The 14,833-nt window shown below is 58.6% G+C and carries 13 protein-coding genes, 4 tRNA genes and 1 riboswitch; of the genes, 5 read left to right on the forward strand and 12 right to left on the reverse strand.

Features of this window, described 5'->3' with window-relative positions; all coding sequences use genetic code 11:
- Positions 1 to 355: 355 nt before the first annotated feature.
- Positions 356 to 432: transfer RNA gene (locus CD175_RS12265), tRNA-Arg, on the reverse strand.
- 290 nt (positions 433 to 722) lie between these two features.
- On the opposite strand from CD175_RS12265, the gene CD175_RS12275 reads away from it, so the two are divergent.
- The 3 genes from CD175_RS12275 to CD175_RS12290 all read left to right on the forward strand — a co-directional run bounded on the left by CD175_RS12275 (position 723) and on the right by CD175_RS12290 (position 1,899).
- Positions 723 to 956: a hypothetical protein gene (locus tag CD175_RS12275; protein WP_104449118.1), complete on the forward strand. Its 234-nt coding sequence runs from the start codon at positions 723 to 725 to the stop codon at positions 954 to 956.
- A 22-nt stretch (positions 957 to 978) separates the two neighbouring features.
- Complete coding sequence (locus tag CD175_RS12280) at positions 979 to 1,158, forward strand: PA3371 family protein (protein WP_104449119.1); 180 nt, start codon at positions 979 to 981, stop codon at positions 1,156 to 1,158.
- Positions 1,159 to 1,572: 414 nt separating this feature from the next.
- On the forward strand, positions 1,573 to 1,899 hold the full coding sequence (locus tag CD175_RS12290; RefSeq protein ID WP_003178899.1) for an Arc family DNA-binding protein: 327 nt from the start codon (positions 1,573 to 1,575) through the stop codon (positions 1,897 to 1,899).
- Between the two features lie 702 nt (positions 1,900 to 2,601).
- Here CD175_RS12290 and mgtE read toward each other — a convergent pair.
- Positions 2,602 to 4,044, reverse strand: coding sequence for a magnesium transporter (gene mgtE, locus CD175_RS12300; protein WP_104449122.1), 1,443 nt, complete (start codon positions 4,042 to 4,044; stop codon positions 2,602 to 2,604).
- Positions 4,045 to 4,365: 321 nt separating this feature from the next.
- Between mgtE and CD175_RS12305 the strand changes: the two genes are divergently transcribed.
- Positions 4,366 to 4,884 (forward strand): cell envelope protein SmpA, encoded by a 519-nt coding sequence (locus tag CD175_RS12305; RefSeq protein ID WP_104449123.1) that lies wholly within the window; start codon positions 4,366 to 4,368, stop codon positions 4,882 to 4,884.
- Between the two features lie 19 nt (positions 4,885 to 4,903).
- Here CD175_RS12305 and CD175_RS12310 read toward each other — a convergent pair.
- The 7 genes from CD175_RS12310 to ltaE form a co-directional block, all read right to left on the reverse strand.
- Positions 4,904 to 4,980 (reverse strand) — tRNA-Arg (locus CD175_RS12310).
- Between the two features lie 72 nt (positions 4,981 to 5,052).
- Positions 5,053 to 5,129: transfer RNA gene (locus tag CD175_RS12315), tRNA-Arg, on the reverse strand.
- 107 nt (positions 5,130 to 5,236) lie between these two features.
- Positions 5,237 to 5,327 (reverse strand) — tRNA-Ser (locus CD175_RS12320).
- A 62-nt stretch (positions 5,328 to 5,389) separates the two neighbouring features.
- On the reverse strand, positions 5,390 to 5,578 hold the full coding sequence (csrA, locus tag CD175_RS12325; RefSeq protein ID WP_002554426.1) for a carbon storage regulator CsrA: 189 nt from the start codon (positions 5,576 to 5,578) through the stop codon (positions 5,390 to 5,392).
- 187 nt (positions 5,579 to 5,765) lie between these two features.
- Complete coding sequence (locus tag CD175_RS12330; protein WP_007971040.1) at positions 5,766 to 7,007, reverse strand: aspartate kinase; 1,242 nt, start codon at positions 7,005 to 7,007, stop codon at positions 5,766 to 5,768.
- 91 nt (positions 7,008 to 7,098) lie between these two features.
- The gene (alaS, locus tag CD175_RS12335; RefSeq protein WP_104449124.1) at positions 7,099 to 9,720 is read right to left on the reverse strand and encodes an alanine--tRNA ligase; all 2,622 of its coding nucleotides are present in this window, start codon (positions 9,718 to 9,720) and stop codon (positions 7,099 to 7,101) included.
- Between the two features lie 145 nt (positions 9,721 to 9,865).
- Complete coding sequence (ltaE, locus tag CD175_RS12340) at positions 9,866 to 10,870, reverse strand: low-specificity L-threonine aldolase (protein WP_104449125.1); 1,005 nt, start codon at positions 10,868 to 10,870, stop codon at positions 9,866 to 9,868.
- Positions 10,871 to 11,066: 196 nt separating this feature from the next.
- Positions 11,067 to 11,237: riboswitch (FMN riboswitch) on the forward strand.
- 103 nt (positions 11,238 to 11,340) lie between these two features.
- Here ltaE and CD175_RS12345 point away from each other — a divergent pair.
- Positions 11,341 to 11,850 carry a 6,7-dimethyl-8-ribityllumazine synthase gene (locus CD175_RS12345; protein ID WP_102699825.1) on the forward strand — a complete coding sequence of 170 codons (510 nt, stop codon included), beginning with the start codon at positions 11,341 to 11,343 and terminating at the stop codon, positions 11,848 to 11,850.
- A gap of 125 nt (positions 11,851 to 11,975) precedes the next feature.
- Here the strand turns inward: CD175_RS12345 and astE are convergent, their stop codons facing one another.
- The 3 genes from astE to astB all read right to left on the reverse strand — a co-directional run bounded on the left by astE (position 11,976) and on the right by astB (position 14,697).
- Complete coding sequence (gene astE / locus CD175_RS12350; RefSeq protein ID WP_104449126.1) at positions 11,976 to 12,986, reverse strand: succinylglutamate desuccinylase; 1,011 nt, start codon at positions 12,984 to 12,986, stop codon at positions 11,976 to 11,978.
- A gap of 12 nt (positions 12,987 to 12,998) precedes the next feature.
- The gene (locus CD175_RS12355; protein ID WP_007971029.1) at positions 12,999 to 13,289 is read right to left on the reverse strand and encodes a hypothetical protein; all 291 of its coding nucleotides are present in this window, start codon (positions 13,287 to 13,289) and stop codon (positions 12,999 to 13,001) included.
- 61 nt (positions 13,290 to 13,350) lie between these two features.
- On the reverse strand, positions 13,351 to 14,697 hold the full coding sequence (astB, locus tag CD175_RS12360; RefSeq protein ID WP_104449127.1) for an N-succinylarginine dihydrolase: 1,347 nt from the start codon (positions 14,695 to 14,697) through the stop codon (positions 13,351 to 13,353).
- Positions 14,698 to 14,833 lie beyond the last annotated feature (136 nt).

The following is a 14,833-nucleotide window of genomic DNA, read 5'->3' on the forward strand; positions in this document are numbered from 1 at the left end:
GACCAGGTACGACGGTGGAGGGCTAAATCGAGGGGCGATACAACGACCCGCCAAAAATCGTGTAGAAAACGACACTCTGTGTAGGAATCAACACGGCTGTCGAGCGCTCAAAGGTGGAGGGTGTCGTTTGAAGAAACGACACCACAGCTTGGTGGAGATGGTCGGTCAGCGTCTTCAATGACGAGCGCAAATCGTTGACTTGTATGTTCGAGGAAGGGTTAACCGGTTAATTCAGCACCAACAAAAAGGCCCCGCCTGATCGTTCAGTGCGGAGCCTTTTTTTGTTGGCGCTGGTACGCTGCTGGTAGCGTTTCCCTGATCTGGTAGGAATAACCGGCGAAAGCCTTGATTTATATGGTGTCCCAGGGCAGGTTCGAACTGCCAACCTTCCCCTTAGGAGGGGGATGCTCTATCCAATTGAGCTACTGAGACACAAGTCGACCGCGAGGAGACGCGGTGCGATGGACGGCGTGCATGTTAACGGCCGGGCTGGCTTTTGTCATGTCGTCCGTAGGCTTTTTAAGTGTAGGCAGATGCCTGAGCCGGACGCGGACCTGTTTACCGTGCAAATTGCATCACTGCAAAAAGCCATCATTGCAAAATGCAATATGGAGCTTTACCAAAAATAACTTAATTCATTGTTTTTAAAGAATTTAATTGCCGATAAACTCTGGCATGCGAGCTGCTTCCATTGTTCTCACAGAACAACCGAGGCTCGCACCATGAAATGCGCCCTTTTACTCTCGAATGCAATCGCACTGGCAGTTTTACTGGGCTTTCATTTTTTTCCCGAGAGCAGCGCTACGCAGGTTGCCCAACGCATCCCGCATTACCTTCAGTTGCAGAAGGCTCCGCAGCTGGCAGCGATAAGCGACCAGCACGGCTTTGTCAGCCAGGAGGCCAGCCAGGAAAACATCCCGGTGCCGAACCCGCCTGCCGAACGTTTGGTATTTTGAATCACCCCACCAGGAGCATCGCATGTCCAGATCAGCCGCGAGTTTTTTCATCCTCGCCTTGTTGAGCGGCATTTTTCATCTGTCATTGACCCAGGACATGGTCGTCACCCTCCCCCTGATCGCCTGTGGTGTATTCACCGCTCTGTTCGTGCTCGCATTGATTGCCGGACGCAAGATCAAGTTTGATCCGGTGCTGCGTTGACCCTGGCTTGGCAGATTCAGTGCAAGGGCCTGCCATCCATCCTGAATTCAGCCCGTCAATACGACCTCCCCTAGTAAATCGGCCATTTGCCACTATTCTGTAAGGGCAAGGAGCAGGGATCGAGCCCGCTTTTTTTCCTCCCGCCAGAGACCTTTCGTCGGTCGGAGAAAGCGCCAAGCGAAACGGCCCGGTCAAACTTTTCAAACCAGTGCGCATTTCTGATAATTGGTGCTGGCAGAACGCCTTTATCCAGTTCAATATTTGTCACAGAATTGACGCCAAGGATCTGGCTTGTTTGAGGCATGATTCGCGCCTCTATCAATTCAGGTTGAACATTTGGTCAGAGAGCTTGTCCTACCAGACATCCTGCGGCCAATCCCGAAAACCGCTCCCCTGAACTAACCGGTTAAATATATGCGCCCATTGAAACAGGCAATTTATTCCAGCCGTACGGCTGACAAGTTCGTCGTACGTCTGCCAGACGGAATGCGTGAACGCATTGCCGAGGTGGCTCGCAATCATCATCGCAGCATGAACTCCGAAATCATTGCGCGCCTTGAGCAGAGTCTTATTCAGGAAGGCGCACTGGGAGAAGAGTTGAGCATGCGCCTGGACAGCCCGGAGCTTTCCTTGCACGAACGGGAGTTGCTGCAACGCTTCCGCCAACTCTCCCATCGACAGCAGAACGCCCTTGTTTCGCTGATCGCTCATGACGCTGAAATGGCCGCTGACGCGTCCTGATTCAGCCAGAAAGCTCAAGCCAGCCTGATCGCTGGCTTTTTTTTTGGTTATTTCACTGGCCTGAGCATGGGCACGACCCCGTGTAGGAGCCAGCTTGCTGGCGAAGGTCGTTAACGATGACGCGGGTGAACTGGATAAACGCGGCGCACTTGAGTCCATCGCCAGCAAGCTGGCTCCTTGCAGGAGCTGGCTTGCCAGCGATGGTCGTTAACGATAACGCGGGTAACCTGGATAAACGCAGCGCACTGGAGTCCATCGCCAGCAAGCTGGCTCCTACAGTTTCAGCGTGGGCACGACCCCTTGTGGGAGCTGGCTTACCAGCGATGGTCGTTAACGATAACGCGGGTGAACTGGATAAACGCGGCGCACTGGAGTCCATCGCCAGCAGGCTGACCCCTACAGTTTCAGCGTGGGCACGGCCCCTTGTGGGAGCTGGCTTGCCAGCGATGGTCGTTAACGATAACGCGGGTGAACTGGATAAACGCGGCGCACTGGAGTCCATCGCCAGCAGGCTGGCTCCTACAGTTTCAGCGTGGGCAGGGTCCCTTGGAGGAGCTGGCTTGCCAGCGATGGTCGTTAACGATAACGCGGGTGAACTGGATAAACGCGGCGCACTGGAGTCCATCGCCAGCAGGCTGGCTCCTACAGTTTCACCCGGGCACAAAAAACCCGCCAGAAGGCGGGTTTTCAGTGAACAGGACATCAGAGCAGGAAAATTGTCGCCAGCCCGAGGAAGATGAAAAAGCCTCCGCTGTCGGTCATGGCCGTAATCATCACACTGGCCCCCATCGCTGGATCACGCCCCATCTTCGCCAGGGTCATCGGAATCAAGACCCCCATCAATGCCGCCAGCAACAGGTTGAGCGTCATCGCGGCGGTCATCACCACGCCGAGCGACCAGCTGCCATACAGCAGATAGGCAACCACACCGATCACCCCACCCCATATCACGCCATTGATCAAGGCGACTGCCAACTCCTTGCGCATCAGGCGCGAGGTATTGCCCGTGCTCACCTGGTCCAGCGCCATGGCCCGAACAATCATGGTGATGGTCTGGTTGCCCGAGTTACCACCGATCCCCGCCACGATCGGCATCAACGCAGCCAGCGCCACGAGCTTCTCGATCGACCCCTCGAACAAACCAATGACCCGGGAAGCCACGAACGCGGTAATCAGGTTGATCGCCAGCCAGGCCCAGCGGTTACGCAGGGATTTCCAGACCGACGCAAAAATGTCTTCTTCTTCACGCAGACCCGCCATGTTGAGAACTTCGCTTTCGCTCTCTTCACGGATCAGGTCGACCATTTCATCGATGGTCAGACGACCGATCAGCTTGCCGTTCTTGTCGACCACGGGCGCGGAGATCAAGTCGTAACGTTCAAACGCCTGAGCGGCATCGTAGGCGTCTTCGTCCGGATGGAAACTCACCGGATCGCTGGCCATCACCTCGGAAACCTGTTTGTCCGGATCGTTGACCAGCAATCGCTTGATCGGCAACACGCCCTTGAGGACGCCGTCGTAATCGACCACGAACAGCTTGTCGGTGTGGCCCGGCAGCTCCTTGAGACGACGCAGATAACGCAGGACCACTTCAAGGCTGACATCCTCGCGGATGGTCACCATCTCGAAGTCCATCAACGCACCGACCTGCTCCTCGTCGTAGGACAGTGCCGAACGCACACGCTCGCGTTGTTGCTGGTCGAGGGTCTCCATGAGCTCATGGACGACGTCTCGCGGCAGCTCGGAGGCCAGGTCAGCGAGTTCGTCGGCATCCATGTCCTTGGCGGCCGCCAGGAGCTCGTGATCGTCCATGTCGGCGATCAGCGATTCACGGACCGAATCGGATACTTCAAGGAGGATGTCGCCGTCGCGATCGGCCTTGACCAATTGCCAGAGCGTCAGACGATCGTCCAGCGGCAAGGCTTCAAGGATGTAGGCGACGTCGGCGGAGTGCAGGTCATCGAGCTTGCGTTGCAACTCGACGAGGTTCTGCCGGTGGACCAGGTTCTCGACCCGGTCATGATGCGGGCCTTCCTGGCGGTGAGTCAGGTCTTCTACCACTCGCTGGCGCTGCAGCAACTCAACCACCTGAGCCAGGCGATCCTGCAAGCTTTCCTGCGCTTTCTTTACTTCAACTTCGGACATAGGCGAACTCCACTCCCAGCAGCGGGGCACGCCGGAAGGATCAATCAGTCAATTCATGATTGGTAAAACGGGGTACTGAGTAACTACTGGGTAAGTCCATGGAGGTATTCCACAAGCCCCGGCGGGGCTGACGGGCGCAATGATACACCGCCTGACGGTTTTAAACGTTAAAAAATCTTGGCTGAAACAAGCGCTTGCACAACAAACCTGAGCATTGTCCTGATCCGTGAAAGTGCGACGACGTATTCTGAAAAGAAAACACACGCCGCTTCGAAAATTGTAGCCGCTACCCTTGAAAAGGAACGTCATGGAGGACGCCTGATGCCACCATCTTCACAATTCTTCTTGCTGCTCAGCCTGCTCAGCCCCCTGCCCTTGGCACTCGCCACCAGCGTTCACCGCTGCGAGGCGGCCAATGGGCGCATCACCTTCACCACACTGAGTTGTGCCGCAGGAGAAAGCGTTTCACTTCAGGATGTCCGTGCGTTTACACCCGGCAGCACGATGGCGCTTTTGCCGCCAGCCGAACCCCGTGAAACATCAGGAATGAAAATCCAAAGGAAAGAGCCGACCGTGGTCGGTCAAGCGCAGGACAAGTGCGGAAACCTGATCACTGCCAGGCAGCGCCGGGAGGCGATCCTCCATCAGCGAGTGATCGCCGGCATGACCCAGCAAGACGTCGAAAGCGCTCTCGGCAAGCCGGACAGGATCAGTATTCGCAATTCAGCCACGAGCTACCGTTACGACACTCTACGAGGTCGTAGCGCAAACGTAGAGTTCGATGAGAAGGGATGCACGAAAGAAAAAGCCAAATCCCGGACGGCAAAAAGCCCGCATTAAATGCGGGCTTTCTGTTGTATGGTGCACTCGACAGGATTCGAACCTGTGACCGCTCGGTTCGTAGCCGAGTACTCTATCCAGCTGAGCTACGAGTGCAATTTGTGTTTTTAGACCAGATCACAACTGGTTGAAGCCAAGTCATTCACATTACTGCAGATGACTCTTAAATGGTGCACTCGACAGGATTCGAACCTGTGACCGCTCGGTTCGTAGCCGAGTACTCTATCCAGCTGAGCTACGAGTGCATTTGTTGCCGCGCATTATAGGCCGTCTAATCTCTATGTCAAACACTTTTTCTAGTAATTTCAACAACTTACCGAAAAAGCCAGATTACAACGTACTAAGCAAATAATGGCGGAGAACGGGGGATTCGAACCCCCGACACCCTTTTGAGGTGTACTCCCTTAGCAGGGGAGCGCCTTCGGCCACTCGGCCAGCTCTCCGCAACACGGGGCGTATATTAACCAGCTTCTTCCCCGTTTGCAAACATAAAAAACGATAAAAATTAATGGCTTGGTTCTTCGTCCTTCTCTTTCTTGATACGCAGGTAAATTTCTTCCCGGTGAACAGCTACCTCTTTGGGGGCATTAACACCGATGCGCACTTGATTTCCTTTGACGCCGAGCACGGTCACGGTGATTTCGCCATCACCGATAATCAGGCTTTCTGCACACCGACGAGTCAGAATCAGCATACCTTTCTCCTCACGCATTTCATTTCAGGGACAACAGTCTGCAAAAAAAAGGCAATCGACCTACAACCAAAACGGTCGAAGTCCTACATGCCTGAGTATTGACCAGCGCGAGCAAAAGAACAGCCAACGGGTCGCGCCTTTCAAAAAAACAAAAGGCGCGGTCAGACCGCGCCTTCCGGCAAACGCATCACTCGCCCTGGCGGGCCGGTGCGTCCAGTTCGAAAGCCGTGTGCAGAGCGCGCACAGCCAATTCCAGGTACTTCTCTTCGATCACTACGGAGACTTTGATTTCCGAGGTCGAGATCATCTGGATGTTGATGCTTTCCTTGGCCAGGGATTCGAACATGCGGCTGGCCACGCCTGCGTGAGAGCGCATGCCGACGCCGACGATCGAGACCTTGGCGATCTTGGTGTCGCCCACGACTTCACGGGCACCCAGCTCGCCAGCGGTTTTTTCCAGCACGGCTTGCGCTGCCTGGTAGTCGTTACGGTGCACGGTGAAGGTGAAGTCGGTGGTGTTATCGTGCGCGACGTTCTGCACGATCATGTCGACTTCGATGTTCGCGGCACTGATCGGGCCGAGAATCTTGAAGGCAACGCCCGGGATGTCTGGCACGCCACGGATGGTCAGCTTGGCTTCATCGCGGTTGAAAGCGATACCGGAAATGATCGGCTGTTCCATGGTTTCCTCTTCATCAATAGTAATGAGGGTGCCCGGACCCTCCTTGAAGCTGTGCAGTACGCGCAGCGGAACGTTGTACTTGCCGGCGAACTCGACCGCGCGGATCTGCAGCACCTTGGAACCGAGGCTGGCCATTTCCAGCATCTCTTCGAAGGTGATCTTGTCCAGGCGCTGAGCCACGGACACCACACGCGGATCGGTGGTGTAGACGCCGTCGACGTCGGTGTAGATCTGGCATTCGTCAGCCTTCAGGGCCGCCGCCAGCGCCACGCCGGTGGTGTCGGAACCGCCACGACCGAGGGTGGTGATGTTGCCGTGCTCGTCGACGCCCTGGAAACCGGCGACAACCACCACACGACCTGCCTTCAGGTCACCACGAATCTTCTGGTCATCAATCTGCAAGATACGCGCTTTATTGTGCGCGCTATCCGTCAGAATCCGCACCTGGTTGCCGGTGTACGACACCGCCGGCACGCCGCGCTTGATCAGCGCCATGGCCAACAGGGCAATCGTCACCTGCTCACCGGTGGAGACGATCACGTCCAGCTCGCGCGGAACCGGTTGGCCGTCGCCACTGATTTGCTTGGCCAGATCGATCAGACGGTTGGTTTCGCCGCTCATTGCAGACAGCACAACCACCAGGTCATCGCCGGCATCGCGGAATTTCTTAACCTTGTCGGCGACCTGCTCGATTCTCTCGACAGTGCCGACCGAGGTGCCTCCAAATTTCTGTACGATCAAAGCCATTTCAAAGCCGCCTCTGCCCATGAAGGGCGCCCAAATAATCACTCAAACAGCGTTGCGGCCCGCCACTAGACTACGAGCCGCAAGCACTGCCTTATAGACCCTGCTCTACAAACGGAACGGTCAGCGCCAGTGCCGCATCCAGTGCGCCAGCGTCGGTACCGCCGCCTTGCGCCATGTCTGGACGACCACCGCCCTTCCCGCCCACTGCCGCAGCGGCTTGCTTCATCAAATCACCGGCTTTGAGTTGGCCAGTCAGGTCTTTGGTTACGCCTGCAACCAGAACGACCTTTTCCTCATGGACACTGCCGAGCAGGATCACTGCGCGGCCGAGTTTGTTTTTCAGTTGATCGACCAGCGCCAGCAGCGCCTTGCCATCCTGACCGTCCAGACGCACGGCCAGCACTTTCACACCCTTGACGTCCTGCGCCTGGGCCGACAGATCGTCGCCCGCGGCACTGGCTGCCTTGGCTTGCAACTGCTCGAGTTGCTTCTCCAGCAGACGGTTGCGCTCCAGCACAGCCGACAGCTTGTCGATCAGGTTATCGCGACTGCCCTTGACCAGGCTCGCCGCTTCCTTGAGTTGTTCTTCCGCCGCGTTCAAGTAAGCCAGTGCCGCAGCACCGGTGACGGCTTCAATACGACGCACACCCGATGCCACACCGCCTTCGCTGATGATTTTCAGCAGGCCGATGTCGCCGGTACGGTTGGCGTGGATACCGCCGCACAGCTCGACGGAGAAATCGCCCATGCTCAGTACGCGCACGCTATCGCCGTACTTCTCGCCGAACAGCGCCATGGCGCCTTTCTGCTTGGCGGTTTCGATATCGGTTTCTTCGGTTTCAACCTCGGAATTCTTGCGAATCTCAGCGTTGACGATCTCTTCCAGCGCTTTCAGTTGCTCAGGCTTGATCGCTTCAAAGTGGCTGAAGTCAAAACGCAGACGCTGACTGTCGACCAGCGAACCTTTCTGCTGGACGTGGTCGCCCAGTACCTGGCGCAATGCGGCGTGCAGCAAGTGAGTCGCCGAGTGATTCAGCGAAGTCGCGTGACGCACTTCGGCGTCGACATGAGTCTCCACCGGAGCACCTACGATCAGGCTGCCCGAATCCAGCACGCCGTGGTGCAGGAACGCACCACCGGTCTTGGTGGTGTCGCGCACGTCGAAACGCGCAGCACCGGCCTGCAGGAAGCCGCAATCACCGATCTGGCCACCGGACTCCGCATAGAACGGCGTCTGATCGAGGACGATGACGCCCTCTTCGCCTTCGCTCAGTACGTCAACCGATTGCCCGTCCTTATAGAGAGCAACGATTTTGGCGGAACCGCTGTGAGCGGTGTAACCGGTGAACTCGGTGTCCACATCGACCTTGACCAGGCTGTTGTAGTCCATGCCGAAGGAGCTGGCGGAACGGGCACGGACGCGCTGGGCTTCCATCTCACGCTCGAAACCTTCTTCGTCGATGGTCAGGCTGCGCTCGCGAGCGATGTCGCCGGTCAGGTCCATCGGGAAACCGTAGGTGTCGTAGAGTTTGAACACCACGTCGCCCGGCACCACGTCGCCTTTGAGTTCAGCCAGATCCTGCTCGAGGATCTTCAGGCCCTGCTCCAGGGTCTTGGCGAATTGCTCTTCTTCGGCCTTCAGCACGCGTTCGATGTGTGCCTGCTGGGATTTCAGTTCAGGGAAGGCCTCGCCCATCTCGGCGACCAGGGCCGCGACGATCTGGTAGAAGAAGCTGCCCTTGGCGCCCAGCTTGTTACCGTGACGGCAGGCGCGACGGATGATCCGGCGCAGCACGTAGCCGCGGCCTTCGTTGGACGGCAGCACGCCGTCGGCGATCAGGAAACCGCAGGAACGGATGTGGTCAGCCACGACTTTCAGCGAAGCCTGGGCGTCGTTGGTGCAGCCGATGGCCTTGGCCGACGCGCTCAGCAGGCTCTGGAACAGGTCGATTTCATAGTTCGAGTGAACGTGCTGCAGCACGGCACTGATCCGCTCAAGACCCATGCCGGTGTCCACCGACGGCGCTGGCAGCGGGTGCAACACGCCATCGGCGGTGCGGTTGAACTGCATGAACACGTTGTTCCAGATCTCGATGTAACGGTCGCCGTCTTCTTCCGGCGAGCCCGGTGGGCCGCCCCAGATGTCAGCGCCGTGATCGTAGAAAATCTCGGTGCAAGGACCGCACGGGCCGGTATCGCCCATGGTCCAGAAGTTGTCGGAAGCGTATGGCGCGCCCTTGTTGTCGCCGATGCGCACCATGCGCTCGGCCGGAACGCCGATTTCCTTGGTCCAGATGTCGTACGCCTCGTCATCGCTGGCGTAGACGGTGACCCAGAGCTTTTCCTTCGGCAGGTTCAGCCACTTGTCGGAAGTCAGGAAGTTCCAGGCGTAGCTGATGGCATCACGCTTGAAATAATCGCCAAAGCTGAAGTTACCCAGCATTTCGAAGAAGGTGTGGTGACGAGCGGTATAACCGACGTTTTCCAGGTCGTTGTGCTTGCCGCCGGCGCGCACGCATTTCTGGCTGCTGACCGCGCGGGTGTACGCGCGTTTTTCCTGGCCCAGGAAGCAGTCCTTGAACTGGTTCATCCCCGCGTTGGTGAACAGCAGGGTTGGGTCGTTGCCCGGAATCAAAGAGCTGGAGGCTACACGGGTGTGTCCTTGCTCTTCGAAGAAGCGAAGGAAGGCTTCACGGATTTCTGCGCTTTTCATTAGGTTCTTCCACGGAGGCTGCGGCCAAAGGCCTGTTCGAAACGTCAACAGACGAAGCGACGGCAAAGGGCCGCATTATATCGGCCCTGCGCGCGGGGTACAGCGTGTTTATACGATAGAAACAGTCAATTGGAGCCTAACGCTATCACTTGCGCGAAAAGTCGACGAATGTCGCGACGACTTGCTCGATTTGCGCACGGTTGACGTCCATGTGCGTGACCATGCGCAGACGCGCGGCCGCACTGAGCTTGATCCCGCGCTCGGCGGCAAAGGCCTTGAGCGCTTCGGCCTGGTCGCCCATTTGCACATATACCATATTGGTCTGCACCGGCTCGACCTCGAAGCCCGCCGTACGCAGGCCTGCGGCCAGCACTTGCGCGTTGGCATGGTCATCGGCCAGGCGCTGAACGTTGTGATCCAGCGCATACAGGCCGGCCGCCGCGAGAATACCGGCCTGACGCATGCCGCCACCGACCATCTTGCGCAGGCGCCGGGCCTTGCCGATCAGTTCGACCGAGCCGCACAGCACCGAACCGACCGGTGCGCCCAGCCCTTTGGACAGGCACACCGAGACCGAATCGAAATACCGGGTGATTTCCCGGGCATCCACACCCAGCTTCACTGCCGCGTTGTACAGGCGTGCGCCGTCCAGGTGCAGCTGCAAACCCTGCTCGCGGGTAAAACTGCGCGCCCGGGCCAGGTATTCCAGCGGCAGGACCTTGCCCTGCATGGTGTTTTCCAGCGCCAGCAAGCGGGTGCGGGCGAAGTGGAAGTCGTCCGGTTTGATCGCCGCCGCTACCTGTGCCAGGTCCAGCGAGCCATCGGCCTGCACTTCCAGCGGCTGCGGCTGGATCGAGCCGAGCACCGCTGCGCCGCCACCTTCGTACTTATAGGTGTGGGCCTGCTGGCCGACGATGTACTCGTCACCGCGCTCGCAGTGGGCCATCAACCCCAGCAGATTGCTCATGGTCCCGGTCGGCACGAACAGCGCCGCGGCAAAACCCAGACGCTTGGCCAGTTCGGCTTCCAGATGATTGACCGTCGGATCTTCGCCATACACGTCGTCGCCGGTGGCGGCTTTGGCCATCGCGTCCAGCATGCCGGCGCAAGGTTGGGTGACGGTGTCGCTGCGAAGATCGATAACGCTCATGAATCTGGCCTCGGTAAGCAGGGGAAATCCCTTTCAGGAAAGAATTACTGCGGGCATGGCGACGATTAATCAACCCTTGCGTAGGAAAAGGCCGATTAAAACAACGGAAAAGTCGATGACAATCATCCAAAAGGGGTCATGCGCATATCGGAAATATGTGATAAAAACGCTGCGCCGCCAAACATTCCGGCGGCAAAAACGTTCTCAGGGCGGGGTGCAACTCCCCACCGGCGGTAATTGCGCGCAATGCGCATAGCCCGCGAGCGCTTGATGGCAGCACGGCTTCGGCGGTGCCTGACAGCAAGGTCAGCAGACCCGGTGTGATCCCGGGGCCGACGGTCATAGTCCGGATGAAGAGAGAACGGGATTGACACCAAAGGGCCGACCGCCGGCATTCATGCGAGCGTGCGTACCCTCAGATCCCCTTCGATTCATAACGCCCTGTTTTTCACACAAACAGGAGTCAGAACATGCAACCCACCGCAATTGACAGCAAAAGCAAACACCATCACGGCGAGCGCGTCGCGTTCATCCAGGCCTGCTGGCACAAGGAGATCGTCGATCAGAGCCGTAAAGGTTTCCTCGCCGAAATGATTGCCCAGGGTTATCAGGAATCCGACATCGACTTCTTCGAAGTCGGCGGCGCCTTCGAAATGCCCCTGCACGCCAAGTTGCTGGCCAAGACCGGTCGTTATGCCGGCATCGTCGCGGCCGCCCTGGTGGTGGACGGCGGAATCTACCGTCACGAGTTCGTCGCCCAGTCGGTGGTCAGCGGCCTGATGCAGGTTCAACTGGAAACCGAAGTGCCGGTGTTCTCGGTGTCCCTGACCCCGCACCACTTCCATGCCGGCGAAGAGCACCAGAAATTCTTCTTCGAGCATTTCGTGCATAAAGGCCAGGAAGCGGCGAAGACCTGTGCGGATACGCTGATGAAAATCCGTGCGCTGCGCCGCACTGAACCGCGCGCGGTAGCGGTCTAACACCGCTACCCCCTGTAGGAGCGAGCTTGCTCGCGATGGTCGTCAACGATAACGCTGGGTATCTGATACCCCGCGGCGTTCTCAAGTCCATCGCGAGCAAGCTCGCTCCTACAGGGGTTATCAGATCAGGCCAGGTTTTCGTCGGTGGTCGGCACGACCAGGATGCCGGCACGCAAGCCATTCTTCACCCTGGGGTTCGGGAAGATGATCCGGGCGCCCTCCTCCTCGATGATCCAGCGGGTGTTGGCAATGTCTTCCGCCAGCAGGTAACCCACTTCCAGCTCCGAGAAGTTCTCGACGTCCGCCGGCAGGTTCAGGCGGAAACTGTCGCTGTGCTTGATGATTTCCCGCGCCACGCTGTACAGCTGCAAACCGTCCAGTGCCGCTTCAGTCAGTTCCGGCTCGGTGCCTTCGATGATCTGCTTGAGGCGCGCCTCCAGCAGCGAGACGTTGACCCCGGAGTTCTGTCCGAACGGCCGCGCCTTGCCCAATTCCAGGGTGAAGGCCTCGGCACCGAGCTTGTCGTAGGTGTAGGCGCTGAACACGATGGACGGCTTGTTCTGCAGCAACACCGCTTCCATGCCGGCGGCACGCAGGCGCGCCAGTTCCTGACGCGAATGCTGGCGGTCTTCTTTCCACGGGTACAGGGCGAACTGCTCGATTTTCGAGCCACGAATCGCCGTGTGCAGGTCGTAGTGCAAGCGCTGACGGTCTGGCAGGCTGAAGAAGCTGGCCGCCAAACGCTCCAGCTCGCAGGCGCGCAGGGCTTCGGAGCCGCTGCTTTGTTCGTGACGGCCGTTGAACAGCCGATTGACGTCCTGCTCGACAAAGCGCTCGCCTTTGCGAATCGCTTCGGGGTTGCCGAACAGGAACAGAATACGTGCGCGCGGCTTCAGGTCGCCGCGGGCAATGTCGTGCAACAGGCGATCGAGCAACTCGATCGGCGCTGTTTCGTTGCCGTGGATCCCCGCCGACAGCAGCAGGTCCAGGCCATTGTCACGCGCTTCAGGTGGCCGGACTTCCAGCGCACCTTCGCTCAACCAGCGCATGCGCACGCCTTCGACAGTCAGTTGAGTCTTCTCCGCCGGTTCGCGGCCGGCGAGGGTCAGTTCAAGCAGTTTGCCGAGGGCGAGCATAGAGCGGTTTCCTTAGTGATCGTGGTTGCAGTCCGGGCCGTGAACGTGGTCCTCATCGTCGGTGAGGTCAGCCGGCTCCATCTCCAGTTGCAGACTTACCAGATTAGTCGCCAATGGGCGCAGCAGCAGGTTGGCGTACTCGGCATCGCCTTCTTCGACGTCCACGCCGATCAGCAACTGGCCACGGCCGTCCTGCTGGATCCACAGCTCTTTGCCTTGCCACAGGACCGCGACGCGGGTGCAGGACGTCTCCAGTTGCGTGCCGTCGGTGTCTTCAAGGATCAGCTGCAGGGTATCGCTCATGTCTTTACGCTCTCGTTTGAGATGAAGCGACGCGCTGCCATCCGGGGCAGCGCGTCGTCGATCAATTGATCTGGAATGGATAAACCGCGCCCAGTTTAAGGATTTGCGTCAGTTCATCCAGTGCCGTCCGGCACTCAAGCAGCAATTGCGGGTCCGCCAGATCGTTTTCGGTCATGCGGTCGCGGTAGTGCTTCTCGACCCATTCGGTCAGTGTGCCGTACAACGGTGCCGTCATGATAACCCCTGGGTTGACGGCCGCCAGTTCGGTTTCGTTGAGTGCGACGCGCAACCGCAGGCAAGCCGGGCCACCGCCGTTCTGCATGCTCTGCTTGAGATCGAAGACTTTCACTTCGCGGATCAGCCCGCCGGAGCTGGTCAAACCCTGCAAGTATTGCCATACACGCTCGTTGCCACGGCATTCTTCCGGCACGATCAACAGCATGGAGCCGTCAGGACGCGACAGCAGCTGGCTATTGAACAGGTAGGAACGAACGGCATCTTCCACACTTACTGCGGAACGCGGTACGCAGACTGACTGAAATTTCCCACCGACCTTGGCGAGTTTGCTCTGCAGCTCGGCCAGCATCTGCTCGGTCTCGAGGAACGCGTCCTCGTGATAGAACAGCACTTCACCGTTGCCGACGGCAATCACGTCGTTGTGGAACACGCCCTGATCGATCACCGACGGGTTCTGCTGGGCGTAGACCACTCCGTCATCGCTCAAGCCGTGCAAACGGGCAACGGCCTGGGACGCTTCGAGGGTCTGGCGCGCCGGGTACTTCTGCGGAGCCGGGTAGCGGGTGTCGAACGCGCTGCGGCCGAACACGAAAAACTCGACGCCGGCTTCGCCGTATTCACGGCAGAAACGCGTGTGGTTGGCCGCACCTTCGTCACCGAACTGCGCCACGGCCGGCAAGGCGGCATGGTGGGCGAAGTGTTTCTGGTCAGCGAACATCGCACCCAGCACGCGGCTGGTGGTCGGGTGTTCGATGCTGCGGTGATATTTGCAGTTGAGGTTGGCAGCGGTGAAATGCACGCGGCCGTCAGCGGTGTCGGCGCTCGGGCTGACGGTGGCGGCGTTGGCCACCCACATGCTCGAGGCCGAGCAACTGGCCACCAGCAGCGGCATCGCGTCTTTGGCAGCGCGCTCGATCACTTGAGCGTCGGTGCCGCCAAAGCCCAGGCGACGCAGCGCGGCCACATCCGGGCGCTCCTGCGGTGCCAGCACGCCTTGCTGGAAACCCATTTCCATCAGCGCTTTCATCTTCGCCAGGCCTTGCAGCGCCGCTTCCTTGGGGTTGGAAGACTGCTGGCTGTTGCTCTGGGACGCGACGTTGCCGTAGGACAGGCCGCCGTAGTTATGGGTCGGCCCCACTAGACCGTCAAAATTGACTTCATAGGATTTCATCAGCGAGGCTCCACGAGAATCTGTTGTTATAGGCTTCAGTAACTAGATTTGAGACCGAGGCGCGGCCTTCGCGAGCAGGCTCGCTCCCACAGGGAAATGCATTCCAATGTGGGAGCGAGCCTGCTCGCGAATGGGC

The organism is Pseudomonas laurylsulfatiphila, assembly GCF_002934665.1.
GTDB classification, from domain to species: domain Bacteria; phylum Pseudomonadota; class Gammaproteobacteria; order Pseudomonadales; family Pseudomonadaceae; genus Aquipseudomonas; species Aquipseudomonas laurylsulfatiphila.